The following is a 25734-nucleotide window of genomic DNA, read 5'->3' as shown; positions in this document are numbered from 1 at the left end:
TCCAAACTCCCAGCGCTAGTTTCATCGTCCACCACCATCGCCCCCGCCCACCCCCGAAGGGACGCCATGGACCTCGCCGCCCCGCCGTCGCAGCTACCCGACACCCTGCGCCTCAGGCGCCACCTGCACATCGGCGGCGAATGGACGTCTCCCGCCGGCACCGACGCGATCGACGTGGAGAGCCCGAGCACCGGCGAGCTGTTCGGGCAGGTGCCCGCCGGCACGGCTGCCGACGTCGACGCCGCGGTCGCCGCGGCCCGTGCCGCCTTCCCCGGCTGGGCGGCGCTCGCGCCCGCCGACCGGTCCAGCCATCTGGACCGGCTGCACACCGCGCTCGCCGCGCGCGCCGACGACCTCGCCCGCACCATCGCCGTCGAGATGGGCGCCCCGCTCAAGCTCGCCACCCGGGTGCAGGTCGGGCTGCCGCTGACCGTGCTGCGGGACCACGTCGCGCTCGCCGCCCGCCCGCCGGTCGAGGAGACCATCGGCAACTCCCTCGTGGTCCGCGAGCCGATCGGCGTGGTCGGCGCGATCACCCCGTGGAACTACCCGCTGCACCAGGTGATGGCGAAGCTGGCGCCCGCGCTGGCCGCCGGCTGCGCTGTGGTGCTCAAGCCCAGCGAGCTGACCCCGCTGACCGCGTACCTGCTCTTCGACGCGGTCACCGAGGCCGGGCTGCCGCCGGGCGTGCTCAACCTCGTACCCGGCACCGGCCCGGTCGTCGGCGAGGCACTGGCCGGGCACCCCGACGTCGACCTGGTGTCGTTCACCGGCTCCACCGCCACCGGCACCCGGATCATGCGGCTCGCCGCCGAGCGGCTCGCCCGCGTCGCGCTGGAACTGGGCGGCAAGTCCGCGAACGTGATCCTCCCCGACGCCGACCTGGCCACCGCCGTCAAGGTCGGTGTCGGCAACGCGCTGCTCAACTCCGGGCAGACCTGCACGGCGTGGACCCGGATGCTCGTGCACCGCGACCGGTACGACGAGGCGCTCGACCTGATCGCCACGGCGGTGGCCGGCTACCGCCTCGGCGACCCGTTCGACCCGGCCACCCGGCTCGGTCCACTGGTCTCCGCCGCCCAGGCCGAGCGCGTACGCGGCCACGTCGACAGGGCGCTCGCCGACGGTGCCCGCCTCGTCGCCGGCGGCCCCGACGCGGCGCTGCCGGAACGGGGTCACTTCGTCGCACCGACAGTCTTCGCCGACGTGCACCCCGACAGCGCGCTCGCCCAGGAGGAGGTCTTCGGGCCGGTGCTCGCCGTCCTTCCGTTCGCCGACACCGACGAGGCCGTCGCCATCGCCAACAACTCCCGGTACGGGCTTGCCGGGGCGGTCTGGTCCACCGACACCGACGCCGCCCTCGCCGTCGCCCGGAGGATGCGCACCGGCGCGGTCGACATCAACGGCGCGCCGTTCAACCCGCTCGCCCCGTTCGGCGGCTACAAGCAGTCCGGGCTCGGCCGCGAGTTGGGTGTGCACGGGCTCGCCGAGTTCTGCGAGCTGAAGGCGATCCAGCGATGAGCGCCCCCGAGCCGACGACCGACACCGCGCCGACGACCGACACCGCGCCGGCGTCCGACACCGCGCCGGCGTCCGAGCCGGTCACCGTCCGCGCGCTGGTCGCGCGCGGCTCCGGCGCCGAGCTGCGGGTCGAGCGGGTACGCCTGCCCGCTCCCGGCCCCGGCGAGGTGCGGGTGACGATCACCGCCGCCGGGGTCTGCCACTCCGACCTGTCGATGGCGAACGGCACCCTCGCGGCGAGGTTCCCGCTGGTGCTCGGGCATGAGGCGACCGGGGTGGTGGCCGAGACCGGGCCGGGAGTGGACCTGGCCGTCGGCACCCCTGTGGTGCTCAACTGGGCGCCGGCCTGCCGGGCCTGCTGGTGGTGCCGGCGCGGCGAGCCGTGGCTCTGCGCCGCCACCACCGCCCCGACGGTGCCGCGCGGCGAGACCGACGACGGCGTACCGCTGCACCTGACCCTCGGCCTCGGCGCGCTCGCCGAGGCGGTGGTGGTGCCGCAGCGTGCCGTCATCCCGGTCCCCGCCGGGCTGCCCGCCGAGCAGGCGGCGCTGCTCGGCTGCGCGGTGCTCACCGGCGTCGGCGCGGTCCGTAACACCGCCCGGGTGGCGCCCGGCGAGGCCGTCGCCGTCGTCGGGCTCGGTGGGGTGGGGCTCGCCGTGCTCACCGCCGCCCGCCGGGCCGGCGCCACGACGATCCTGGCCGTGGACGTCGCCGAGGCCAAGCGGGACCTGGCCCTCGCCGCCGGGGCGACCGACTTCCTGCTCGCCGATGACAGGCTCTCCAAGGAGGTACGGGCGCGTACGGAGAGCCGGGGCGTCGACCACGCCTTCGAGTGCGTGGGCCGTGCGGCCACCATCCGCGCCGCCTGGCGGCTCACCAGGCGCGGGGGAGCGGTGACGGTGGTCGGCATGGGCGCCAAGGACGACATGGTCAGCCTCGGCGCGCTCGACATCTTCCACTCCGCGCGGACGCTGCGCTCCTCGGTGTACGGCTCGTCCGACCCGGACCGGGAGGTGCCGGTGCTGGCCGCCGAGCTGGCCGACGGCGCGCTCGATCTGGGCCTGCTGGTCAGCGGCACGATCCCGCTGGACGAGGCGCCCGCGGCGTTCGACAGGCTGGCCCGGGGCGAGGGCGCCCGCTGGGTGGTCACGCTGGACTGAGCATCGTGTCGGTGGGGGCCGGCAGGATGGCGTCATGGATTCACGTCTGGGCACTGTCGTGGTCACGGGTGCCGCGGGTCGCATCGGTTCGGTGGTCTGCCGGCACCTGCGCGACGAGGTTCGCCAGCTCGTTCTGGTCGATCGGGTGCCCGTGCATCCGCGATCGCCTACGGACCGGGCGATTCAACTGGATCTGGCGGACGCCGACGCGGTGAGCGCCGCGCTGGAGGGCGCGGACGCGGTGGTGCACCTGGCCGGGCTGCCGGACGAGGCGCCCCTGGCCGACCTGCTGGCGAGCAACGTGCTGGGCACGTACCACGTGTTGGAGGCCGCCCGCCGGCAGCGGGTCGGGCGGGTCGTCCTGGCCAGCAGCAACCGGGTCACGGGTTTCTACCCGGTCGGTCAGGTGGTGGGGCCTGACGATCCGGTTCGACCTGACGGTTTCTACGGGGTGAGCAAGGTCGCCGTCGAAGCGCTCGGGCGCCTGTACGCCGACAAGTTCGGCCTGTCGGTGGTGTGCCTGCGCATCGGCAGCTTCGAGGACGAGCCGGACGAGGCCCGCTACCTGGCGACCTGGTTGAGCCCGCGCGACGGCATCGGTTTCGTCCGCGCGGCTCTCACCGCTCCCGACGTTCACTTCGTGACCGCCTACGCCGTGTCCGCCAACACCCGGGCGTTCTGGGACACCACGGCCGGGGCGCGGCTCGGCTACCTGCCGGTGGACGACGCGGAGGTTTTCGCCGACCGGGTGCCCGGGTCGCGCGACCCGGTCGACCCCGCCGCCTTGCAGGGCGGCGCCTTCACCGCCGCCGCGTACTCGCTGCGGCACGTCGGTGCGGACAAGCAGGCTTCCTGAGCCGAGCATCGAACGGCGGGGAGCCGGCCGACCCGTGACGGGTGGGCCGGCTCCTTCTCACTTGCCGGTGACGATGCCCGGGTTGATGCAGAGCCCCGGGTTGGCGCCGTTCTTCTCGGCGATCTCCAGGCAGCGGGTCACCTTGTCGACCTTCGCGTTGGTCTCGGTGATCTGCTTGGAGATCTCGGCGTTCTTGCGGTCCTGCTCCAGGTTGCGGGTCTGGGCCAGCTTGTCCTGGAACGCCTTGATGTTGCCCTCGGTCTTGTCGTCGTGGTTCACCCGCGTGATGGTGACCGAGAGGATGTCCACGTCGGTGGCGAGCCGGGTCTCCGCGCTGGTCTTGATGTTCGCGGCGAACGGCTTCAGGTCGACGTTGAGGTCACCGGTCTGCGCGTCGATCTTCTCCAGTGGGTTGTACGCGGCGAACGCGTCGTTGACGGCGCTGTCGAGCTGCACACCCACCCGCTGGCCCCGGAAGCTGGTGAAGTCGCCCTTGTAGTCCATGAACTGCTTCGGCGCGTTCTCCGGCTTGACCTGCCACTCGACGAGCACCTCGACGCAGGCGTCGGCGAGGGTGCCGGTGCGCACCCGTACGCAGTTGTTGCCGCCGATGTGGTCGTACTTCTGGCGGCCGGCGTCCCACTCGCCGACCTTCTGCCAGGGGGCCACCCACTTCAGGCCCGAGCCGGTCACCTCGCCGGTGGGCTTGCCGAAGCTGGTGACGATGCCTACCGAGCGGATCGGCACCGAGTGGGCGCTGGAGGCGATGCCGACCACCAGGGTGAGGGCGAGAAAGCCGAGCGCCGCGAGGGCGGCCGCCCGCTTCAGCGGCCGGGCGGGGGCGACCAGGGCGACGACGGCACTGACCGCCAGGGCGACGGCGAAGACGATCGCCGTGGTGAAGCCGACGGGCATGGGGTGGGGACCTTCCGTTGGGCTGTGTGGATCATCAACCTAGGGGGTCAGGTCAAATCGGCCGTACGGGCCGGTGACCCCGCGCTGGCCCACCGGCCGGCGGGCCGCCGCCGGCAAATTCCGCGACGGCGCATCCGCCGCGCGTCGTTTCAGCGAACCCTCGGGTAGGGAACGTCTACCCGGGGGTACGTCTGTGTTGACCGATCCGATGCCGGCCGAGGCCGTGGAGACCGCGCACAAGCAGGTCCGCCTGGCCGCCGAGGACCTGGACGGCAGCCGTGTCGCCACGCTGGTGCTGGAGTTCGCCGACGTGTGGGGTGTGCCGGCGCTGTGGGAGCAGGTGTGCCGGCCGCTGCTGGTCCAGCTGTCGGGGCGTACCGCCGCCGAGATCGCCGTGGAACGCGCCCTGTGCGAGGGCGTCCGGGTCGGCCTGGACGTGTACCGCAGAGAGCCGGGCCGCTCGCTGCCCACCGGCGGGGTGCTGCTGGCCGGCGCCGAGAAGGAGGCGCACTCGCTCGGCCTGCACGCGCTCGCCGCGGCGCTGCGCGAGCGGGGGCGAGGCTGTCTGCACCTCGGCCCCGCGCTGCCCTGGTCGGCGTTGACAAGCGCCGTGCACCGGGCCGTGCCGCACACCGTCGTGCTCTGGTCGCAGACGCCGGTCACCGGCCGCGCGTACCGCCTGGTGCGGTTCGCGCGGGACTTCCCGCTCCTGCGGGTGTACGGCGCCGGGCCGGGCTGGCTCGAGCCGCTCGCCGCGCCGGCCCGCCGACTGGGCACGCTCTCCGCTGCCGTGCAGGTCTGCCTCGACGGCACGCGTTCGCGCTGATCCCGACCGGGTCGCGCGCCCCCCAGACGTCGCTCTGGACGTGACGCCCGCCACATGCGATACGAAACCGTTCCGTATCGTTATTGGCCGTCGTAGTCTGATCGCCGTTACGAGTCTGACCCGTATCGTATTGCGGCGGGTGAAAACCGGGGGGAGAACCGGGCATGGAACTGCACGACAACACAGGACACCCGAGGAGGTGGGCGATCCTGGGGGTGCTGGTGATCAGCCTCCTCGTCGTCGTCCTGGACAACACGATCCTCAACGTCGCCCTGCGCACCCTGGCCGACCCGGTGCACGGCCTCGGCGCCAGCCAGGGCGAGCTGGAGTGGTCCATCAACTCCTACACGCTTGTCTTCGCCGGGCTGCTGTTCACCTTCGGAGTGCTCGGCGACCGCTCCGGCCGCAAGCGCTTCCTGATGATCGGTCTGGTGCTGTTCGGGCTGGCGTCGCTTCTCTCCGCGTACGCGCAGAGCCCGGCCCAGCTCATCGCGGCCCGCGCCCTGATGGGGGTCGGCGGCGCGGCCATCATGCCGGTGACGCTGTCGATCATCTCCAACGTCTTCGACCCGCGGGAGCGCGGTCGGGCCATCGGGGTCTGGGCCGGCGCGGTCGGCCTGGCCGTGGCGATCGGCCCGATCCTCGGCGGCGCGCTGCTGGAGCACTTCTGGTGGGGCTCGGTCTTCCTGATCAACGTGCCGGTGGTGGCCGCCGGCGTCGTCCTGGTGGCGCTGCTCGTCCCCGAGTCGCGTGACCCGCGGCCCGGGCGCGTGGACGTGCTCGGCGTCCTGCTCTCCGTGGTCGGCCTGGTCGCCCTCTCCTACGGCATCATCGACGGCGGCGAGCACGGCTTCGACCGCCCGGTGGCCTGGGGTTCGATCCTGGTCGGGCTCGCGGTGCTGGCCTGGTTCGTGCAGCACGAGCGCCGCAGCGACCACCCGTCGCTGGATGTCCGGCTGTTCAAGGTGCCCCGCTTCGCCGCGCCGGTCGCGATCGTCGGCCTCGTGTTCTTCGCCGCGATGGGCGTGATGTTCTTCAGCTCCTTCTACCTGCAACTCGTGCGCGACTACAGCCCGCTCCAGACCGGCCTGCTCTTCCTGCCCTTCGCCGGCGCGCAGCTGATCTTCGCGCCGCGCAGCGCCGCGATGGTCCGCCGTTACGGCGGTCGGGCCGTGGCCACCGTCGGCCTCGCGCTGACCGTGGTGGCGCTCGCCGCGTTCGCCTTCATCGGCGCGTCCACCCCGATCTGGATCGTGCTCGTCGTGTTCTTCATCCAGGGCGTCGGAATGGCGAACATCATGCCGCCCGCCACCGAGTCGATCATGTCGGCGCTGCCCCGGGAGAAGGCAGGCGTCGGCTCCGCGGTGAGCAACACCGTCCGCCAGGTCGCCGGCGCGCTCGGCGTGGCAGTCCTCGGCTCGGTGCTGTCCGCGGTCTACCGCGCCGACGTGAGCGACGCCTTGACCGGACTGCCCACCCAGGCGCAGGACGCGGCCAACGAGTCGATCTCCGGGGCGTACGCGGCGGCCGGGCAGCTCGGCCCGGCGGCGCCGACGCTGATCGCGGCGGCCAACGACGCCTTCGTCACCGCCATGCACTGGGCCGCGGGCCTCTCCGCGCTGGTCGCCGCGCTCGGAATGCTTGTGGTGCTGCGCTGGATGCCGGGTCGGGAGACCGCGACCGGCGCCGCGGTGACGCCCGTCGCCGAGCCCGAGTTGGCCGGCACGGCATAGGTTCGGGAACAATGTCGGACATGACGTCCACTGCTGATGCTCCGCGGTCGCCCGGGCGACCGCGGAGCGTCCGCGCCGACGAGGCGATCATCGAGGCCACCCTCGACCTGCTCGCCGAGGGCAGCACCATCGAGGCGCTGTCGATCGAGGCGATCGCCGCCCGCGCGGGGGTCGGCAAGGCCACCATCTACCGCCGCTGGGCCGGCAAGGAAGCGCTGCTGCTGGACGCGCTGCGACGCCTCAAGGGCATCCTGGCGCAACCCGAGGGGCACTCCGTCCGGGACGACCTGATCCTGCTCGTCGGCGCCATCGGGAGGAACGTCGACCCGCGCGCGTCGAAGATCATGCCGTGCCTGGTGCCCGAGGTGAACCGCAGCCCGGACCACTTCCGGCTCTACCAGAGCATCATCGCCCCGCGCCGGCAGCTGATGCGCGAGGTGCTGCGGCGCGGCATCGACGAGGGTGTGATCCGCGCCGACATCGACGTCGAGGTGACCATGGCGCTGCTCACCGGGCCGATGCTGATCCAACGGGTGCTCCAGTGGAACCCGGAGCTGGACGAACGGACCCTGCCCGCGCAGGTCGTCGACACCGTCCTGGCGGGCATCCAGACGCGTTGACCGCCGCCGGTCAGGCGGCGGGGGTACGCAGCCGGTGCAGGCGCAGCGCCAACTGCACCTCCAGCGCCCGCTCCGGCCGCTGCCAGTCCGCGCCGAGCAGCTGACCGACCCGCTCCAACCGCTGGGTCACCGTGTTGACGTGCACGTGCAGCTGCTCGGCGGCCCGGGCCAGGCTCCCACCCACCCCGAAGTACGCCTCCAACGTCTTCACCAGCGCCGTACCCCGGCGGGCGTCGTAGTCGACCACCGGACCGACTGTGGCGCGCAGGAACTGCGTCACGTCCGTCTCGCCCCGGTCACCCACCGTGCCCAGCAGCAGCCCGACGAAGCCCAGCTCCGCCGTGCTCGCCCCCTGGCCCGCCCGACCCAGCGCGCCCAGCGCGGTCAGGCACCGATCCGCCTCCTGGAACGTCCCGGCAAGCGCCGTCGGCCCGGTGGCCGGGCCGCTCGCACCGGCGGTCACCGGGCGGCCGGTCACCCGGGACAGGTCCCGGGCCACCGCGCGGGCGCTGCCACCGGCGTCCCGACCCGGCAGCATCAGCACCACCCGACCGTCGCGCGCCGCCGCCAGGCCACCACGTGCCGAGGCGTACGTGGTGGCCCAGGACAGCACCCGCTGCCGGGCCGAACCGGTCGCGGCGATCGCGTCGTCGCCCACCGCCACCAGCACGTGCGGGGCGTCCAGGTCCACACCCAGCCGACGGGCCCTGCTGCGCAGTGCGTCGGTGTCCCGCAACGGCCGGGCGATCAGGTCGTCGAGCAGCTCGCCACGGACCCGCCCCTCGGCCTCGGCCACGGTCCGCCGGAACAGCAGCAGCAGCGCGGTCACCAGCGCCGCCCGCTCAAGGATCCGCTGGTCGGCGTCGACCAACTCGTCGTCGGGGCGCAGCACCAGCGCGCCCAGATTCTCCGCGCCCGCCACCACCGCCGCGTACCAGAGCGGGCCGCGGCGCACACTGCGCCCCTCGGTCCGTGACGCGGCCACCGCCTCGACGATGTCCGTGCGGTCCGGCTCGTCGATTTCACCCACCCGGGCCAGCAGCCGCCCCTCGGCGTCCAACGCCAGCAGCGCCCCGCCGAGCACCTCGGTCACCGCGGCGGCCACGTCCTCCACCCCGCCGCCGCGCAGCACAAGAGCCGTCATCCGGTCGTGCGCCGCCGCGGCCCGCTCCACCGAACTGCTGTGCGCCCGGATGGTGGTGTTCGCCGCCGACAGCTCGGCCAGCGCCGACCGGGTCTCGGCCAGCAGCCGCGCGGTGTCGATCGCCACCGCGGCGTGCGCGGCGAGGGACACCAGCAGCGCCACCTCCTCCCTGGCGAACGGCCGGGCGGAGCGGTTGGCCGAGTAGAGCACCCCGATCGAGGTCGAGCCGAGTCGCAACGGCACGCCGAGGATCGCCACCAGGCCCTCCTCGCCGACCCCCGCGTCGATCTCCCCGGTGTGGTGGAAGCGCTCGTCCTCGCCGTAGTTCGCCGTCACGTACGGGGCGCCGGACTGGGCCACCAGACCACCGAGGCCCGCGCCCATGGGCAACCGCAGACGTTGGAAGCGGGCCGAGACCGACCCGTCGGTCACCCGCATGTACGTGTCGCCGCGCTCGTCGTCGTTGAGCGTCATGTAGGCCACGTCGGCGCCGAGCAGGTTGCGCGCCCGGTGCACGATCGCCCGCAGTACGTCGTCCAGGTCACGCAGGCCGGCCAGGTCACTGACCGTGTCGTACAGCCCGGACAGCTCGGTCTCCCGGCGACGCCGGCGCTCCAGCAGCGCGCGGACCCGCAGCGCCACGGTCCTGGCCTGTTCCAACTCGGCCAGCCGCTCGGCCGGCAGGCCGGCGGCCCGCGCGGCCACCAGGGGTCCCTCGAACTCCACAGGTGCGGCCTCGCGGGCGAGCAGCTCCAGGAACTCCACCGACGACGACATGGTCAACATTGTGCTCGGGCGCACTAGTTCGCCGTCCAGCCCCCGTCGAGGGCGATCGACGCGCCGGTGATGAAGGCCGCCGGGGGCGAGCACAGGTACGCCAGCAGCTCCGCCACCTCCTCGGGCTCGATCAGCCGCTTGATCGCCGCGCGGGCCAGCATGATCTTCTCGATCACCTCGGACTCGTCGATGCCGTGACTGGCGGCCTGGTCGGCGATCTGGCTCTCCACAAGCGCTGTGCGCACGTACGCCGGGTTGATGCAGTTGGCCGTCACGCCGTGCGCGGCGCCCTCCAACGCCACCACCTTCGACAGCCCCTCCAGGGCGTGCTTGGCCGAGACGTAGGCCGCCTTGTACGGCGAGGCGCGCAGCCCGTGCACCGAGGAGATGTTGACGATCCGGCCCCAGCCGCGCGCGTACATGTGCGGCAGCGCCCGACGGATCAGCAGGAACGGCGCCTCCACCATCACCCGCTGGATGTACTCGAAGCGTTCGACGGGGAAGTCCTGAAGCGGGGCGACGTGCTGGAGCCCGGCGTTGTTGACCACGATGTCGACGTCCGCGTCAAGCCGGTCCACCGCGGCGGCGTCGGCCAGGTCCACGCCCTCGGCCCGGCCGCCGACCTCGGCGGCCACCGCCTTTGCCGCCTCCAGGTTGCGGTCCACCACGAGCACCTTGGCGCCGGCCGCGCCCAGCCGCAGGGCGCACGCCCGCCCGATGCCGCTCCCGCCCCCGGTGACCAGGGCGGTACGACCGGCGAGGTCGACCTGTACGACGTGGGGGACCGCCACGGGTTCTGCCGTCATGGCGCAAGAAGTTACGAGCTGTGAGACCCCCGGCACATGGGCCGACGACACATACTCCGGTCCCAAGCTGTGTGGCCCACCCGCCCGCCCGGCCCCGCCCGCCTCGCCCTGCCCGGCCCCGCCCGCCTCGCCCTGCCGCCTCGCCCTGCCTGGCCCCGCCCGCCTCGCCCTGCCGCCTCGCACTGCCCGGCCCCGGCGCCTCGCGTCGCCGCCCCGCCCCGCCGCCTCGCGTCGCAAGATCGCGCAACATCCTGGATGTAGTGGCTTCCCGGCGCTCGGTGGCCACTACATCCAGGATCGAGCGTGACCTTGATGGCGCCGCCCGCCCCGACCCGCGCTCCCGGTCGCTGTCCACGGTGTTCGCCGTCAAGATCCGCGCAATATCAGGGTTGGTGCTGTCTCTCGCGCGTCGGAGGCAGCAACTTCCGGGATGTTGTAAGGATCTTGGCGCGGGGCGCGGGGCGCGGGGCGCGGGGCGCGGGGCGCGGGGCGCGGGGCGCGGGGCGCGGGGCGCGGGGCGCGGGGCGCGGGGAGGGCGTGTCCCGTGGGGCTGGTGGGAAAGGCGCCGGTTAGGGTGTCGAACACACGTACTGCTGATGGTCGGGGAGGGGGCGGCGTGCGCGTGCTCGGTGTCGACCCGGGGTTGACCCGGTGTGGGGTGGGCGTGGTCGAGGGTGTTCCCGGCCGGCCCTGCACGCTTGTCGCCTACTACGTGGTCTACACCGATCCGGCCGACGACCTGGCGCTGCGCCTGCTGCACCTGGACCGCTCCCTTGCCAAACTGGTGGCCGAGCACCAGCCGGAGAGCGTCGCCGTGGAGCGGGTGTTCAGCCAGCACAACGTGCGCACCGTGATGGGCACCGCACAGGCCAGCGGCATCGCCGTGCTGGCCGGGGCGCGTGCTGGGCTGCCCGTGCAGACGTACACCCCGAGTGAGGTGAAGGCGGCCGTGACCGGCTCCGGTCAGGCCGACAAGGCGCAGATGACGGCGATGGTGACGCGGCTGCTGCGGCTGGACGAGCCGCCGAAGCCGGCCGACGCGGCCGACGCGCTCGCCCTGGCCATCTGCCACGTGTGGCGTGGCGGGACCCGCTCCAAGCTGGCCGCGGCGGCCGACCGGGCACGACGAGGAGGAACACGATGATCGCCAGCGTGCGCGGCACGGTGACCGCGACGGGGCCGGACCTGGCCGTGATCGAGGTCGGCGGGGTCGGCCTGGCCGTGCACTGCGCTCCCGGCACGCTGGCCGAGCTGCGGGTCGGTCAGACCGCACGTCTCGCCACCAGCCTGATCGTGCGGGAAGACTCACTGACCCTCTACGGATTCGCGGACGACGACGCCAGGGCGCTGTTCGAGCTGTTGCAGACCGCCAGCGGGGTCGGCCCGCGGCTGGCCCAGGCGGTGCTGGCCGTGCACACCCCCGACGCGGTCCGCAAGGCCATCGCCAACGCCGACACCGCCGCGTTGACCCGCGTGCCCGGAATCGGCAAGAAGGGCGCCGAGCGCCTCGTGCTGGAGCTGCGCGACCGCATCGGCCCGGTCTCGATCGGGCCGGACGGCGTGGGCGGGGTTACCGGCGGCGCCTGGCCCGACCAGGTGCGCCAAGCGCTCGTCGGCCTCGGCTGGACAGCCGGGCAGGCCGACCAGGCGGTGGCCGCCGTGGCGGAGACCATCGACGGTGCGACGCCGCCCGTGCCGGTCCTGCTCAAGCAGGCCATCCGCCTGCTGGGCCGTACCCGATGAGCGAGACCGAGGGGCTCGTCTCGGCGTACGTCAGCGACGCCGACCGGGACGTGGAGGCCACGGTCCGGCCGAGGCGGCTGGCCGAGTTCATCGCCCAGGACCGGGTACGCGACCAGCTCGACCTGTTGTTGCAGGGCGCGATGCGGCGGGGCTCGCCACCGGATCACATCCTGCTGTCGGGTCCACCCGGCCTGGGCAAGACGAGTCTGGCCAACATCGTCGCCGCCGAGCTGGGCGCGGGCATCCGAGTGACGAGCGGTCCGGCGATCGAGCGGTCGGGTGACCTGGCGGCGATCCTGACCAGCCTCGCCGAGGGTGACGTGCTGTTCATCGACGAGATCCATCGGATCGCGCGTCCGGCGGAGGAACTGCTGTACAGCGCCATGGAGGACTTCCGGGTCGACGTGGTGGTCGGCAAGGGGCCCGGCGCGACCGCGATCCCGTTGGACGTGGAGCCGTTCACCCTGGTCGGGGCGACGACCCGTTCGGGTCTGTTGACCGGACCGATGCGCGACCGGTTCGGCTTCGTCGCACACCTTGACTTCTACGCCCCTGCCGACCTGGAGACGCTGCTGCACCGTTCGGCCCGGATCCTGGGTGTGCCGATCACCGCCGACGGCGCGGCGGAGATCGCCGGCCGGTCCCGGGGGACCCCGCGGATCGCCAACCGGCTGCTACGCCGGGTCCGCGACTACGCCGAGGTCCGGGCCGACGGCGTGGTCACCCTGGGCACCGCCCGCAAGGCGCTGACGGTGTACGACGTGGACGCGCTGGGCCTGGACCGGCTGGACCGGGCTGTGTTGACCGCGCTCGTCGACTCGTTCCGGGGCGGGCCGGTGGGGTTGTCGACGCTCGCCGTGGCGGTGGGGGAGCAGCCGGACACCGTGGAGGAGGTCTGTGAGCCCTTCCTGGTGCGGGCCGGCCTGCTGGCGCGTACCCCTCGGGGTCGGGTGGCCACCGAGGCCGCCTGGCGGCATCTGGGCCGAACACCCCCGAATGGTACATTTGGTGTAGAAGTCCCACCAGTGCCCGATCTGTTCTCGTTGGAGACCGATCAGCCGTGATGTGAACGTGATCTGTGCCGCATTCGGTGTTCTCAGGTGCAGGGATTAGACTTCGCCGCGGTCTGTACGGGACGTGAGAATCCGCCTCCGCTCCGGCACTCCCGTGCCGGGCAGGTGGCCAATGGGAAGGTCAGTAACTGTGCATTACCTAGCAGCGGGCGGCGGTGGGGCCGGCGGCTTCACGCCGATCCTGATGATCGCCCTGCTCTTCGGTGTCATGTACTTCATGATGATCCGCCCCCAGCAGAAGCGCCGCCGCGAGGCGGAGGCGATGCAGTCCGCGCTCGGCCCCGGCGACGAGGTCGTCACCATCGGTGGGCTCTACGGCACGGTCACGGGCGTCGAGGACGAGACCGTCCTGATCGAGGTAGCCCCCGGCGTGCAGACGCGCTACGCCCGGCCCGCCATCGCCCGGGTCGTCACCCGCGCGGAGCTGCCGAGCGAGCCGGTGACCGAGGACGCGGACACCGTCAAGGAGTGATTTTCCCTCCCGGGGTGGTGCCCTCCGGCGTACGGCCGGGTCGAGCCCTCCTCGGGGCCACCGCGCCCGACGGGGCAGCGGACGAGACGTGAAAACTGGATAGTTGGGTCGACGCCGGGCGTCGGCACGTTCCCGTGACCGTCGGCGTCCCGCGTCGGCCCGTCCGGCCATCGTGTCGGCACCTCGCCGGCTCAGGTCAGACCCGTCGGCCGGGGCCCCCGGCCCGACACTCGCCGCCGCCGCTCGCAGCGGCGCGACCGTACAGGGAGACAGGACAACCGTGGCACCACCTCAGGGACAGATGCGCCCCGGCCGGCAGCTCGCCGTGCTCGGGTTCATCTTCGTGGTCCTCTACCTTCTGGTGTTCTTCGCGGGCGGTGCCAGCGGCAGTTGGAAGGACCGGCTCGAGCCACGGCTCGGTCTGGACCTGATCGGCGGCACCCGGGTGACGCTGGAGGCGACCAACTCCGTCGACGGCAAGCCTCCGACGGCGGACAACCTCGAGGAGGCCCGGCAGATCATCGAGAGCCGGGTCAACGCGTTCGGCGTGGCCGAGGCCGAGGTGGTCACCGAGGGCAACCGGAACATCGTCATCTCCCTGCCCGGTGAGAACCGCAACCTCGACGACGTCGGCGAAGCGGCCGAGCTGCGCTTCCGCAAGGTGCTCAAGGCCGCCGACGGCAGTGGGGCGGCAGCGGCGCCACCGGCCGCCACGCCGACCCCGTCCGGCGCCGCGTCGCCGGCCCCGTCGGGCAGCGCCGCGCCGAAGGTGACCCCGTCGGGCAGCGCCGCGCCGAAGGCGACCGCGTCGCCCAGCGGCGGCCAGGGCGGGATGGCCCCGGCGTCGCCAAGCGTCGCGCCGACCCCGTCGGCATCCGCCCCGGCCTCGCCGAGTGCCGCCGCGCCGACGCCGAGCGCCAGCGCCGAGCCGGTGCCGGCCAGCATCGAGGAACAGCGCAAGGCCGTCGAGCAGAAGGTGGGCGCCGCCGCGTGGCAGGCGGCCAACGGCCTGCAGGCCCCGGCCGACCTGACCGCCGACCCGTCGCTTGCCGACAAGCTCAAGCCGTTCGGCACGCTGTCGCCGCAGGAGGTGGCGGTGCTGCCGGCGCAGATGCAGTTCAACGTGCCGACGATCGGCTGCGCGCAGCTCGACCAGCGCCCTCCGGCGTCGATCTCCGACCCGAAGCAGCAGGTGGTCTCCTGCGAGGACGGCGCCTCGAAGTACCTGCTCGACCAGGCCAAGGTGCTGGGCACGGACGTGTCCGACGCCGACGCGGTGCTCGACCAGACCAACTCCTGGGTGGTCAGCCTCGACTTCACAGGCAACGGCCAGGGCAAGTGGACCGCGCTGACCCGTGAGGCGTTCAACAACGAGGGCCAGGCCTGCGACGCGACCGCGCTGGGCCAGGACGGCAAGTGCCGGGTGGCCGTCGTGCTGGACAACGAGATCGTCTCCTCCCCGGAGATCCAGGGTGTGCTGACCGGTAACTCCCAGATCACCGGCAACTTCACCCAGAAGGACGCCAGCGCGCTCGCCGGCCAGCTCCGCTACGGCGCGCTGCCGGTGACCTTCGAGCAGCAGGAGGCGCAGAACGTCACCGCCACGCTGGGTGCCAGCCACCTGCGCGCCGGTCTGCTCGCGGCCGGCATCGGCATGCTGCTGGTCATCATCTACGCGTTCTTCTACTACCGGCTGCTCGGCTCGGTGATCTTCCTGAGCCTGATCCTCTCCGCGCTGCTCGTCTTCGGCGCGCTCGTGGTGCTCGGCCGGCAGATCGGCTTCACGCTCACCCTCGCCGGCATCGCCGGCATGATCGTGTCGTTGGGTGTGGCGGCGGACTCGTTCGTCATCTACTTCGAACGGTTGAAGGACGAGATCCGGGAGGGGCGCAGCCCGCGTAGCGCGGTGCCCCGCGCCTGGATCCGCGCCCGCCGGACGATCATCTCGGCCAACGCGATCACCCTGCTCTCCGCGGTGGTGCTCTACGTGGTCTCGGTCGGCACGGTCAAGGGCTTCGCGTTCGCCCTCGGTCTGGCCACGGTCCTGGACCTGGTCGTGGTCTTCCTCTTCCGCCACCCGATCATGACCATGTTCGCCCGGACCCGGGCGTTCCTGTCCCCGCGGGTCAGCGGTCTGGGCCGGGCGCTCCCGGCCCGCAACCAGCCGGCTCAGCCCCGCAACCCGCGCGCCAAGGAGGCCTGAGATGGCTGAAAACGGTCTGGCGAGCCGCCTCTACAACGGCGAAGCCGGTCTCAACGTCGTCGGCAAGCGCAAGCTCTGGTTCGGCGTCGCCGGGGTCCTGATCCTGATCGCGCTCCTCAGCTTCGGGCTGCGTGGCTTCAGCCTCGGCATCGAGTTCGCCGGCGGCAACTCGTTCCAGGTGCCGGCCAGCGTCGGCACCCTCGAGGACGCCGAGCGGGAGGTCAACTCGGCCCTCGCCACGGAGAACACCGGCGTCGAGGTGGTCACCGCACAGAAGGTCGGCGGCACCGGCGGCGACACCTACGAGTTGCGCACCGCGCAGCTCGACGCCGACCAGACCACTGCGGTCAAGGAGCAGATCGCCGAAGACCTCGGCATCGACCCAGGTCAGATCAGCAGCAACCAGGTCAGCGAGGCGTGGGGCAGCCAGGTGACCGAGCGGGCCGTGCTCGGTCTGGTCATCTTCATCGCGCTGGTGATGGTCTACCTGATCCTGCGCTTCGAGTGGCGGATGGCCGTGGCAGCCGTCGCCTCGCTGATCACCAACCTGATCCTCACCGCCGGCATCTACTCGCTTGTCGGCTTCGAGGTCACGCCGTCGACGATCATCGGTTTCCTCACGATCCTGGGCTTCGCGCTCTACGACGTGGTGGTGGTCTTCGACAAGGTGCAGGAGAACACCAGGGGTATCACCGCCAACAACAACCAGACGTACGGCGAGGCGGCCAACCTGGCCGTCAACCAGAGCCTCATGCGGTCGCTGAACACCTCAGTGGTGGCGCTGCTGCCCGTCGGTGGTCTGCTCTTCATCGGCGCCGGCCTGCTCGGCGCGGGCACGCTGAAGGACCTCGGCCTGGTGCTGTTCGTCGGTATGGCGGTGGCGTTCCTGACCTCCATCCTGGTGGCGACGCCGCTGCTGGCGCTGCTGAAGAACTACGACCCGCGGATCCAGGCGCACAACAAGCGGGTGCTGGCCCGCCGGGGCGCGTTGGCCCGCGGTGAGGTCACGCCGAAGGGCGCACCGAGCCCGACCCAGTCCGACGGCACCGCCGCCGAGCCCGACCCGGACGCGGCCGCGCTGGCCGGCGCCGCGCCGAAGGTGGGTGCGCGGCCGGCGGGCAAGCGGCCGACCGGCGCCCGGGGCGGTCGCCCCGGTGGCGGCGGCAACCGGCCGGGTGGCGCCAAGAGGCGCTGACCGGCCCCCGGGACCGCCCCGGGAGGAAACGCCCGAACGGCGTCCGGCATGCTGTGCGAGCAGCATCGCCGGACGCCGTCGTCGTCGAAAGGGAACGGAACAGTCGTGACGGAGACCCACAGCACCGCCGCGCGCGGGGACAGCGGCCCGGAGACCGCCCGGCTGGTCGCCAGCCGGGTGCTGGACGTACCCGACTTTCCCCAGCCCGGCGTCCTGTTCAAGGATCTGATGCCGTTGTTCGCCGACGGGAAGGTGTTCCGCGAGGTGGTCGACGGGATCGTCGGGTACCACGGGCGGGACGGCTTCGACGTCGTGGTCGGCATCGAGGCGCGGGGGTTCGTCGTCGCGGCGGCGGTCGCGTACGCGGCAGGGGTGGGTGTGGTGCCGGTGCGCAAGGCCGGCAAGCTGCCCCGCGTGGCGCACTCGGTCTCCTACGCCCTGGAGTACGGCGAGGCGACCCTCGAGGTGCACGAGGACGCGTTCACCGCCGGGCACCGGGTGCTCGTGGTCGACGACGTGCTGGCCACCGGCGGCACCGCCGAGGCGACGCTGGATCTGGTCGAGCGGGCCGGCGGTACGGTCACCGGTTTCACAGTGCTGCTGGAACTCGCCTTCCTGGGCGGCCGGGAGCGGCTGGCCCCGCGTCCCGTCCATGCCCTGCTGACCGTTTGAGCCCGAGCCTGGTGGTCGGGGCCGGGCGTCGACCGTCCGGCGGAGCGGCAGGGGACCGTCCGTGCGGGTAGCATTGCCCTTTGCTGACGCCGGCGGTACCCCGTCCGGCGGCACGAGACCAGGCCGGCCGGTGTTCGGCCGGTGTGTTTCCGGCGAGCGGTGAGGAGGCCGGTGTCCCACGATGTCGTCCCTCCGGTGGAGGGCACGGTGCATCCGACAGGCGACGCTGACGGCTCGGTGACCGAGCGGACGGGTGACACGCCGGCCCGGGTGACGGGCAACGGCAACGGCAGAGCCCCGGGCGAGAGCGCGGTGCTCCCGGCCAGCGCTCCGCAGGCGGCGGAGGCGGGCGCCGACGGGGTCGTCGTCCCGTTCCCGACCGACGCCGGTGTCGACCCGTCCCCGAGCGGCGGCTTCGGGCTGTCCAACGCGCCCACCGGCCGCCGGGTCCGCGCCCGGCTGGCCCGGTTCAACGCGCCGTGGCAGACCTCCCAGGTCAGCGAGGTGCTGGAGCCGCTCATCGCGAGCCATCGGGAGAACCACCCGAAGGCCGACGCGCGGCTGCTCCAGCGCGCCTTCGACACGGCCGCGCGGTGGCACTCCGGGCAGTACCGCAAGTCCGGTGACCCGTACATCACGCACCCCCTCGCCGTGGCGACCATCCTGGGCAACCTGGGCATGGACACCACCACGCTCGTCGCCGCGCTGCTGCACGACACCATCGAGGACACCGAGTACACGCTCGACGCGATGCGCGCCGACTTCGGCGGCGAGGTCGCCCTGCTTGTCGACGGCGTCACCAAGCTCGACAAGGTCAAGCTGGGCGACGCGGCCAAGGCCGAGACGATCCGCAAGATGGTCGTGGCGATGGCCAAGGACCCGCGGGTGCTGGTGATCAAGCTGGCGGACCGGCTGCACAACATGCGCACCCTGACCTTCCTGCCCCGCCCCAAGCAGGAGCAGAAGGCCAAGGAGACGTTGGAGATCCTGGCACCGCTCGCGCACCGGCTCGGTATGAACACGATCAAGTGGGAGCTGGAGGATCTCGCCTTCGGCACCCTGTTCCCGAAGCGCTACGAGGAGATCAACCGGCTGATCGGGGAGCACCAGCCGCAGCGGGAGTCGCTGCTGCGCCAGGTCACCCAGAAGGTCGGCACCGACCTCAAGGCCGCCAAGATCAAGGCGGAGACGACAGGGCGGCCGAAGCACCTCTACTCGATCTACCAGAAGATGATCGTGCGGGGTCGCGACTTCAACGACATCTACGACCTGGTGGGTGTGCGGATCCTGGTCGACACGGTGCGCGACTGCTACGCGGCGCTGGGAGTCATCCACGCCAACTGGCAGCCGGTGCCGGGCCGCTTCAAGGACTACATCGCGATGCCCAAGTTCAACATGTACCAGTCGTTGCACACGACTGTCATCGGGCCCACCGGCAAGCCGGTGGAGATGCAGATCCGCACGTACGCGATGCACCGCACCGCGGAGTTCGGCATCGCCGCGCACTGGAAGTACAAGGAGCACAAGGGCACCCAGATCGTCGGCCCGCCGGCGCACATCGACGAGATGACCTGGCTGCGGCAGCTGCTGGACTGGCAGCGCGAGGCGGCCGACCCGAGCGAGTTCCTGGACGCGCTGCGCTTCGACCTGTCCAGCCAGGAGGTGTACGTCTTCACCCCCAAGGGTGACGTCATCCCGCTGCCGACCGGGTCGACGCCGGTGGACTTCGCGTACGCGGTGCACACCGAGGTGGGACACAAGTGCATCGGGGCGCGGGTCAACGGCAAGCTGGTGCCGCTGGAATCGACGCTGTCCAACGGCGACGTGATCGAGATCTTCACGTCGAAGTCCGAGACGGCCGGCCCGACGCAGGACTGGCTGGGTTTCGTCAAGAGCCCCCGTGCCCGGACGAAGATCCGCCAGTACTTCAACAAGGAGCGCCGCGAGGAGGCGATCGAGGCCGGCAAGGACGCGATCGTCAAGGCGATGCGCAAGCAGGGCATGCCGTTGCAGCGGATGCTCACCTCCGACGCGCTGATGTCGATCGCCCGGGACCTGCACCTCGCCGACGTGGCGTCGCTGTACGCGGCGGTCGGCGACAGCCAGGTCTCCGCCCAGTCGGTCGTGCAGAAGCTGATGGCCGCGTACGGCGGCGAGGAGGGCGCGGCGGAGGACATCGCCGAGACCGCCGTCGCCACCCGGCCGCCGCGCAGCCGGCAGAGCAGCAGCGACCCCGGTGTCGTGGTCCGGGGCGTCAGCGACGTCTGGATCAAGCTGGCCCGCTGCTGCACGCCGGTCCCACCGGACTCGGTGTTCGGCTTCGTCACCCGCTCCGGCGGGGTGAGCGTGCACCGCGACGACTGCGCCAACGCCGAGGACCTGCGGGCGCAGGCCGAGCGGGTCGTCGAGGTGAGCTGGAAGCTCACGTCCGCCTCGACGTTCCTGGTCGCCATCCAGGTCGAGGCCCTGGACCGGCACAAGCTGCTGGCCGACGTCACCCGGGTGCTCTCCGACGAGCGGGTCAACATCCTCTCCGCCACCGTCACCACCACCCGCGACCGGGTGGCGGTGAGCCGGTTCAGCTTCGAGATGGCCGACCCGAAGCACCTGGGCCACCTGTTGGCCACGGTCCGCAAGGTCGACGGCGTGTTCGACGCGTACCGGGTCACCTCGGGCGCCTGAGGCGTACCCGGACACGACAGCGCCCGCCGGCTCAGCCGGCGGGCGCTTCGTCGTCTGCGCTGGTGTCAGCCCTGCGGCGGGCCCATGGTGAGGTCGGTGATGACGACCTCCTTCTTCGGGTGTCCACCACCGGCCTGCTGGGCGAACGCTCCGTCGTCACCGGCCTTGGCCACGTCCTTGACGAGGTCCATGCCGCCGGTGACGGTGCCCAGCACCGTGTACGCCGGGTCCAGCGGCGAGTCGCCGTAGACGATGAAGAACTGACTGCCGGTGCTGCCCGGCTGCCCGGAGTTGGCCATCGCGATGACACCCTCCGGGTACGGCGGGCGCTTGTCGGTGGGCAGGTTCTCCTCCGGCAGCCGGAAGCTCGGGCCGCCCGTGCCGTCGGTGTCCCGCCAACCCTTGCCGGTGGCGCTCGGGTCACCGCACTGGAGCACCTTGATGCCCTCGGTCACCAGGCGGTGGCACTTGGAGTTGTCGAAGAAGTTCTTGTCCGCGAGGAGCGTGAACGCCCCCGCCGTGCACGGCACCAACGACCTGTCGACCTTGGCCGTGATCGGGCCGAGGTTCGTGGTGATCGTCATGGTCTGCACACCCTTGGCGGACTGCTGGTTGCTCGGCAGCCCGACATCCTTGATCTGCGGGGACCGCTGGTCGGCCGGCAGCTCGTTGTAGACGCACTCGGCCGCGCCGGCCGCCGGTGCGGCGGTGTCGGTCTTGTCGTCGTCGCCGCCGAGGGTGGTCGCGAGCCAGACGGTGCCGGCGACCACGAGCACCAGCACGGCGGCCGCGCTGACGATCGCCTGCGTCTGGCGGCGCTTGCGGGCCTTGCCCGCCCGCTCGGCCATCTCCTTCTCGAGTCGGGCGCGTGCCGCCGCGCGCTGCCGCTCTCTGGTGGACGTCACGCCTGGATCCTCCTGGCTGTCTGTTTCCGGGTGCCGCTCGGGTGGGTGGTGCGACCGGTCAGCCGGCGCTCGGGCTGCTGGCCGGGGCGCCGGACGGCGACGCTGCCGCGCCGGTGGCCGGCTCGCCGACCGTGAGGCTCTGGATCACCACATCGGTCTTGGGCTTGACCTTCGCCCCGGTCCCATTGTCCACGGTCGGCAGGGCGCCGATTTTCTCGACCACGTCCAGACCGCCGGTGACCTTGCCGACCACCGGGTACTTGGGGTCGGTGGTGGTGAAGTCCTTGAAGAAGATCAGGAACTGGCTGCCGTTGCTGCCCGGCGGGTTGGAGATCATCGCCACGGTCCCCTTGGGGTACGTGGGCGGCTGGCCGGGCGCCGGGCTGGCCGACGGGGACGCCGACGGCACGGTCGGCACCTCCTCGTCGTAGAACGAGTAGGTGGGCCCGCCCAGGCCGGTGCCGCTGGGGTCGCCGCAGCGCAGCGCCCCCTCGGCGGTGATCTCGTGGCACTTGGTGTTGTCGTAGAACGACCGGCTCGCCAGGTGGGCGATGCTCGCCGCCGCGCACGGCGAGTTGGCGAGGTTCAGCTCGGCGGTGATGGGCGCGCCCTGGTTGGTGGTCACGGTCATCGCCCGGGTGCCGGCGGTCGGCAGGCCCTTGGTCTCCGGCGTGCCGACGTCCTTGAGGTTGGTGTTGGCCGTCGCGTCCTGCGGCGTCCAGAGGCAGGTGTCCTCCGCGGCCGTGTTCTGCTTCGGGTCGGAGTCGAACGCTCCCAGCGCCCACGCCGAGCCGGCCACGATCAGCACGAGGACCAGCGCGGCACCGACACCGGCCTGGATCTGCCGACGCCGCCGCGTGGCGGCTGCCCGGCGGGCCAACTGTCGGTCGAGCTTGGCACGCGCCAGTTTGCGCTGCCGGTCCCTGCTGGAAGCCACAGGTGCTCCCCTCTCCTTCGCCAGGTCGTCGCCGGCGGCCGGGCGTCCCGGCCCGTCCGGGCGTCACGTGTGCCGCGCCACACGCCCGCCAGAGTGTACGGCTAGCGACTGGGAATGTGGTGTACGAGGTCCACCCCTCCGCGAGCAGCGTTTATCGGGCGATGTCACTGTGCTGGACGGGGCGGGCGGGACGGACGCGACAAACCGGTTCGCCCGGCCGGATAGGCTGCTGGGCAGGACGACAGTTCGACGGAAGGACAGCGCCCGTGCTCGTGGCCGGCTTTCCCGCCGACGCCTTCGGCACCAACTGCTACGTGGTGGCGACCGCGCCGGGGGAGCAGTGCGTGGTGGTCGACCCCGGCATCGGGGTGCTCGACCAGCTCGACGCGTTGCTCGCCGAGCACCGCCTGCATCCGGCCGCCGTGCTGCTGACCCACGGCCACCTCGACCACACGTTCTCGGTCGCGCCGGTCTGCGGCGCGCGCGGCATCACCGCGTACGTGCACCCCGGCGACCGGGAGATGCTGGCCGACCCCGCCAAGGGCCTGTCCACCGACCTGACGTCACTCTTCGGCGGCCGGTTGAGTTACACCGAGCCGGAGGACGTGGCGGAGCTGACCGACGGCGCCACCCTGACGCTGGCCGGGCTGGAGATCGCCGTCGACCATGCCCCGGGCCATACCGGCGGGTCGGTGCTGTTCCGGCTGCCCGGCGCGGGCTCGGGCTGGGAGGCGGACGAGATCTGCCTCTCCGGCGACGTGCTCTTCGCCGGTTCGATCGGCCGCACCGACCTGCCGGGCGGGAGCATGCCGGCCATGCTCACCAGCCTGCGCGACAAGATCCTCCCGCTGGCCGACGACACAGTCGTCCTGCCCGGCCACGGCCCGAGCACCACGATCGGCCGCGAGCGCGCCAGCAACCCGTACCTCGTCGAGGTGGCCGGCACGTCGCCGGCCGCGCCCACCCGGGGCCTCTAGTTCTTCGTCCGCGCCGCGCGCGGACCCACGACATCACCGCGCCGTGTGGGCGCGGCACCGCAAGGAGTACGCCGATGAGCAAGCCCACGCCCATCTCCGGTTTCCCGGAGTGGACCCCCGGTCAGCGGATGGTCGAGCAGTTCGTGCTCGACAGGATCCGGGCGACCTTCGAGCTGTACGGCTTCGCCCCGCTGGAGACCCGCGCGGTGGAGCCCCTCGACCAGCTTCTGCGCAAGGGGGAGACCTCCAAGGAGGTCTACGTGATCCGGCGGCTGCACGCCGACGCCGAGGGCGCCGGCGGCGACGACCAGCTCGGGCTGCACTTCGACCTGACCGTGCCGTTCGCCAGGTACGTGCTGGAGAACGCCGGCAAGCTGGCCTTCCCGTTCCGCCGCTACCAGATCCAGAAGGTGTGGCGCGGCGAGCGGCCGCAGGAGGGGCGTTACCGGGAGTTCGTCCAGGCCGACATCGACATCGTCGACAGGGACACTCTGGCGCCGCACCACGAGGCGGAGATGCCGCTGGTGATCGGCGACGCGCTGCGCTCGCTGCCGATCCCGCCGGTGACCATCCAGGTCAACAACCGCAAGATCAACGAAGGCTTCTACCGGGGCATCGGGTTGACCGACCCGGAGGCGGCGCTGCGCACCGTGGACAAGCTCGACAAGATCGGCCCCGCGAAGGTCGCCGAGCTGCTGGCGCAGACCGCGGGGGCGAGCGAGTCGCAGGCCAAGGCGTGTCTGGCGCTTGCCGAGATCTCCGCGCCGGACGCCTCGTTCGCCGACGCCGTCCGCGCGCTGGGGGTCACCGACCCGCTGCTGGACGAGGGCATCGAGGAACTGGTCCGGGTGGTGGAGACCGCGGCCGAGCACTCGCCCGGCCTCTGCCTGGCGGACCTGCGCATCGCCCGCGGGCTGGACTACTACACCGGCACCGTCTACGAGACCCAGCTGCGCGGCTACGAGCGGTTCGGTTCGATCTGCTCCGGCGGCCGGTACGACAACCTGGCCAGCGCGGGCGCCACCTCGTACCCAGGGGTGGGCATCTCGATCGGGGTGACCCGGCTGCTCGGGCTGCTCTTCGGCGCGGGGCAGCTGCCGGTCTCCCGGGAGGTGCCGACTGCCGTGCTGGTGGCGGTGACCAGCGAGGAGCGGCGTACGGCGAGCAACCGGGTGGCGGAGGCGCTGCGGCGGCGCGGGGTGCCCACCGAGGTGTCGCCGAGCGCGGCGAAGTTCGGCAAGCAGATCCGCTACGCCGAGCGGCGGGGCATCCCGTACGTCTGGTTCCCGGGGGCCGACGGCGCGCCGGACGAGGTGAAGGACATCCGCTCGGGTGAGCAGGTCACGGCCGTCGCGGGGGAGTGGATGCCGCCCCGGGAGGACCTGACTCCGACGGTTGGCTGAGCTTCCTGACTGGCGCGTACGGCCGCGGGGACCTACGGTAGCGTAAGTTACGCCACCGTAGGGAGCTTCTCGTGACCATGAGCACCACACTCAGCCAGACCGCACTCCTCGTCGAGTTGGAGCCGGTGGTTGCCCGCAACCTCGACCGCCACCTCTCACTGGCCAAGGAGTGGTTCCCGCACGAGTACGTGCCGTGGAGCGAGGGGCGGACCTTCGACGGGCCGCTCGGCGGCGAGGCGTGGTCACCCACCGACTCCACCATCCCCGACGTGGCGCGCACCGCGCTGATCGTGAACCTGCTGACCGAGGACAACCTGCCCTCGTACCACCACGAGATCGCCACCCTGTTCGGCCGCGACGGCGCGTGGGGCACCTGGGTGCACCGGTGGACGGCCGAGGAGGGCCGGCACGGGACGGCCATCCGTGACTACCTGACGGTCAGCCGGGCGGTGGACCCGGTGGCGCTGGAGCGGGCCCGGATGACGCACATGTCCGCCGGGTACGTCAACGCGCACGACGACGAGGTGCTGCACTCGCTGGCGTACGTCTCGTTCCAGGAGCTGGCCACCCGGATCTCGCACCGCAACACCGGCAAGGCCACCGGCGACCCGGTCTGCGAGGCGCTGCTGGCCCGCGTCGCCGCCGACGAGAACCTGCACATGGTCTTCTACCGCAACCTGCTCGCCGCCGCCTTCGAGCTGGCCCCGAGCCAGGCCATGCGGGCCGTCGCCGACGTGGTGGCCGACTTCCAGATGCCCGGCAACGGCATCGACGGTTTCGCCCGCAAGTCGGTGGCGATCGCCCTGGCCGGCATCTACGACCTGCGCCAGCACCGTGACGAGGTCCTCCAGCCGGTGCTGCGCCAGTGGGACGTGTTCAACGTGACGGGCCTGAACGCCGACGGCGAGGCGGCCCGCGAGCAGCTGGCGGCCCAGCTGGAGACTCTGGAGAACGCCGCCCGCCGCTTCGAGGAGAAGCGCGACGCCCGGGCAGCCCGCCTAGCCCTCCGCTAATCCCCCTCCGCCCCCTGCGCCCGCACTCCGCACCCCGCCGCTCGTGCACTTCTGTCGTCACAAAACCGGGCGTAGTCCTCATGTCCGCGACCGAAACTGCA

The 25734-nt window shown here is 72.1% G+C and carries 22 protein-coding genes; 17 read left to right on the top strand and 5 right to left on the bottom strand.

Annotation, left to right across the window (positions count from 1 at the left end; genetic code table 11):
- Positions 1-66 precede the first annotated feature (66 nt).
- The 3 genes from ACZ6N8_RS11340 to ACZ6N8_RS11330 are packed head-to-tail and all read left to right on the top strand — an operon-like array spanning position 67 to position 3537.
- Positions 67-1521: an aldehyde dehydrogenase family protein gene (locus ACZ6N8_RS11340; RefSeq protein WP_466009317.1), complete on the top strand. Its 1455-nt coding sequence runs from the start codon at positions 67-69 to the stop codon at positions 1519-1521.
- Positions 1518-2681 (top strand): alcohol dehydrogenase catalytic domain-containing protein, encoded by a 1164-nt coding sequence (locus tag ACZ6N8_RS11335; RefSeq protein WP_466009315.1) that lies wholly within the window; start codon positions 1518-1520, stop codon positions 2679-2681. The genes ACZ6N8_RS11340 and ACZ6N8_RS11335 overlap by 4 nt, the downstream gene beginning before the upstream one ends.
- 34 nt (positions 2682-2715) lie before the next feature.
- Positions 2716-3537: an NAD-dependent epimerase/dehydratase family protein gene (locus ACZ6N8_RS11330; RefSeq protein ID WP_466009314.1), complete on the top strand. Its 822-nt coding sequence runs from the start codon at positions 2716-2718 to the stop codon at positions 3535-3537.
- 57 nt (positions 3538-3594) lie between these two features.
- Here the strand turns inward: ACZ6N8_RS11330 and ACZ6N8_RS11325 are convergent, their stop codons facing one another.
- Positions 3595-4452 (bottom strand): SPFH domain-containing protein, encoded by an 858-nt coding sequence (locus ACZ6N8_RS11325; protein ID WP_466009312.1) that lies wholly within the window; start codon positions 4450-4452, stop codon positions 3595-3597.
- 193 nt (positions 4453-4645) lie between these two features.
- Here ACZ6N8_RS11325 and ACZ6N8_RS11320 point away from each other — a divergent pair, with 193 nt between their 5' ends.
- From ACZ6N8_RS11320 to ACZ6N8_RS11310, 3 genes are all read left to right on the top strand, one after another.
- Entirely contained in the window at positions 4646-5278 is a 633-nt protein-coding gene (locus tag ACZ6N8_RS11320; RefSeq protein ID WP_466009310.1) for a transcriptional regulator, read from the top strand.
- Between the two features lie 164 nt (positions 5279-5442).
- Positions 5443-7011, top strand: a complete 1569-nt coding sequence (locus tag ACZ6N8_RS11315) for an MFS transporter (RefSeq protein WP_466009309.1) — start codon at positions 5443-5445, stop codon at positions 7009-7011.
- An 11-nt stretch (positions 7012-7022) separates the two neighbouring features.
- Positions 7023-7631: a TetR/AcrR family transcriptional regulator gene (locus ACZ6N8_RS11310; protein ID WP_466009307.1), complete on the top strand. Its 609-nt coding sequence runs from the start codon at positions 7023-7025 to the stop codon at positions 7629-7631.
- 10 nt (positions 7632-7641) lie between these two features.
- On the opposite strand, the gene ACZ6N8_RS11305 is transcribed toward ACZ6N8_RS11310, so the two are convergent.
- Positions 7642-9561 (bottom strand): helix-turn-helix domain-containing protein, encoded by a 1920-nt coding sequence (locus ACZ6N8_RS11305; protein ID WP_466009305.1) that lies wholly within the window; start codon positions 9559-9561, stop codon positions 7642-7644.
- A 14-nt stretch (positions 9562-9575) separates the two neighbouring features.
- Complete coding sequence (locus ACZ6N8_RS11300) at positions 9576-10358, bottom strand: 3-hydroxybutyrate dehydrogenase (RefSeq protein WP_466009303.1); 783 nt, start codon at positions 10356-10358, stop codon at positions 9576-9578.
- 616 nt (positions 10359-10974) lie between these two features.
- On the opposite strand from ACZ6N8_RS11300, the gene ruvC reads away from it, so the two are divergent.
- The 8 genes from ruvC to ACZ6N8_RS11260 all read left to right on the top strand — a co-directional run bounded on the left by ruvC (position 10975) and on the right by ACZ6N8_RS11260 (position 20398).
- Positions 10975-11502, top strand: coding sequence for a crossover junction endodeoxyribonuclease RuvC (gene ruvC, locus ACZ6N8_RS11295; protein WP_364371210.1), 528 nt, complete (start codon positions 10975-10977; stop codon positions 11500-11502).
- Positions 11499-12101, top strand: coding sequence for a Holliday junction branch migration protein RuvA (gene ruvA / locus ACZ6N8_RS11290; protein WP_387123396.1), 603 nt, complete (start codon positions 11499-11501; stop codon positions 12099-12101). The genes ruvC and ruvA overlap by 4 nt, the downstream gene beginning before the upstream one ends.
- On the top strand, positions 12098-13165 hold the full coding sequence (gene ruvB, locus ACZ6N8_RS11285) for a Holliday junction branch migration DNA helicase RuvB (protein ID WP_364371205.1): 1068 nt from the start codon (positions 12098-12100) through the stop codon (positions 13163-13165). Before ruvA ends, ruvB begins: the two co-directional genes overlap by 4 nt.
- A gap of 121 nt (positions 13166-13286) precedes the next feature.
- Positions 13287-13646: a preprotein translocase subunit YajC gene (gene yajC, locus ACZ6N8_RS11280; protein ID WP_387123399.1), complete on the top strand. Its 360-nt coding sequence runs from the start codon at positions 13287-13289 to the stop codon at positions 13644-13646.
- Between the two features lie 280 nt (positions 13647-13926).
- Positions 13927-15849, top strand: a complete 1923-nt coding sequence (gene secD, locus ACZ6N8_RS11275) for a protein translocase subunit SecD (protein WP_466009301.1) — start codon at positions 13927-13929, stop codon at positions 15847-15849.
- Between the two features lies 1 nt (position 15850).
- Positions 15851-17044: a protein translocase subunit SecF gene (gene secF / locus ACZ6N8_RS11270; RefSeq protein WP_466009299.1), complete on the top strand. Its 1194-nt coding sequence runs from the start codon at positions 15851-15853 to the stop codon at positions 17042-17044.
- Between the two features lie 105 nt (positions 17045-17149).
- The gene (locus ACZ6N8_RS11265) at positions 17150-17716 is read left to right on the top strand and encodes an adenine phosphoribosyltransferase (RefSeq protein ID WP_364371193.1); all 567 of its coding nucleotides are present in this window, start codon (positions 17150-17152) and stop codon (positions 17714-17716) included.
- Positions 17717-17887: 171 nt separating this feature from the next.
- The gene (locus ACZ6N8_RS11260) at positions 17888-20398 is read left to right on the top strand and encodes a RelA/SpoT family protein (protein WP_466009297.1); all 2511 of its coding nucleotides are present in this window, start codon (positions 17888-17890) and stop codon (positions 20396-20398) included.
- A 65-nt stretch (positions 20399-20463) separates the two neighbouring features.
- Here the strand turns inward: ACZ6N8_RS11260 and ACZ6N8_RS11255 are convergent, their stop codons facing one another.
- Together ACZ6N8_RS11255 and ACZ6N8_RS11250 are read right to left on the bottom strand one after the other, a co-directional pair.
- Positions 20464-21303 carry a peptidylprolyl isomerase gene (locus tag ACZ6N8_RS11255; RefSeq protein ID WP_364371190.1) on the bottom strand — a complete coding sequence of 280 codons (840 nt, stop codon included), beginning with the start codon at positions 21301-21303 and terminating at the stop codon, positions 20464-20466.
- A 58-nt stretch (positions 21304-21361) separates the two neighbouring features.
- Positions 21362-22240, bottom strand: a complete 879-nt coding sequence (locus ACZ6N8_RS11250) for a peptidylprolyl isomerase (protein ID WP_466009295.1) — start codon at positions 22238-22240, stop codon at positions 21362-21364.
- 266 nt (positions 22241-22506) lie between these two features.
- On the opposite strand from ACZ6N8_RS11250, the gene ACZ6N8_RS11245 reads away from it, so the two are divergent.
- The 3 genes from ACZ6N8_RS11245 (at position 22507) to ACZ6N8_RS11235 (ending at position 25633) form a co-directional block, all read left to right on the top strand.
- A complete protein-coding gene (locus ACZ6N8_RS11245; protein WP_139587296.1) occupies positions 22507-23217 on the top strand; it encodes an MBL fold metallo-hydrolase in 711 nt (236 codons plus the stop codon).
- 74 nt (positions 23218-23291) lie between these two features.
- A complete protein-coding gene (gene hisS, locus ACZ6N8_RS11240; protein WP_466009294.1) occupies positions 23292-24620 on the top strand; it encodes a histidine--tRNA ligase in 1329 nt (442 codons plus the stop codon).
- Positions 24621-24697: 77 nt separating this feature from the next.
- Entirely contained in the window at positions 24698-25633 is a 936-nt protein-coding gene (locus ACZ6N8_RS11235) for an acyl-ACP desaturase (protein WP_364372107.1), read from the top strand.
- The last annotated feature ends 101 nt before the right edge of the window (positions 25634-25734 follow it).

The sequence above is a fragment of the Micromonospora sp. NPDC047521 genome (genome assembly GCF_055587305.1).
The sequence above is the reverse complement of the archived record's forward strand: the minus strand, read 5'-3'. Positions and strand labels throughout refer to the sequence as shown.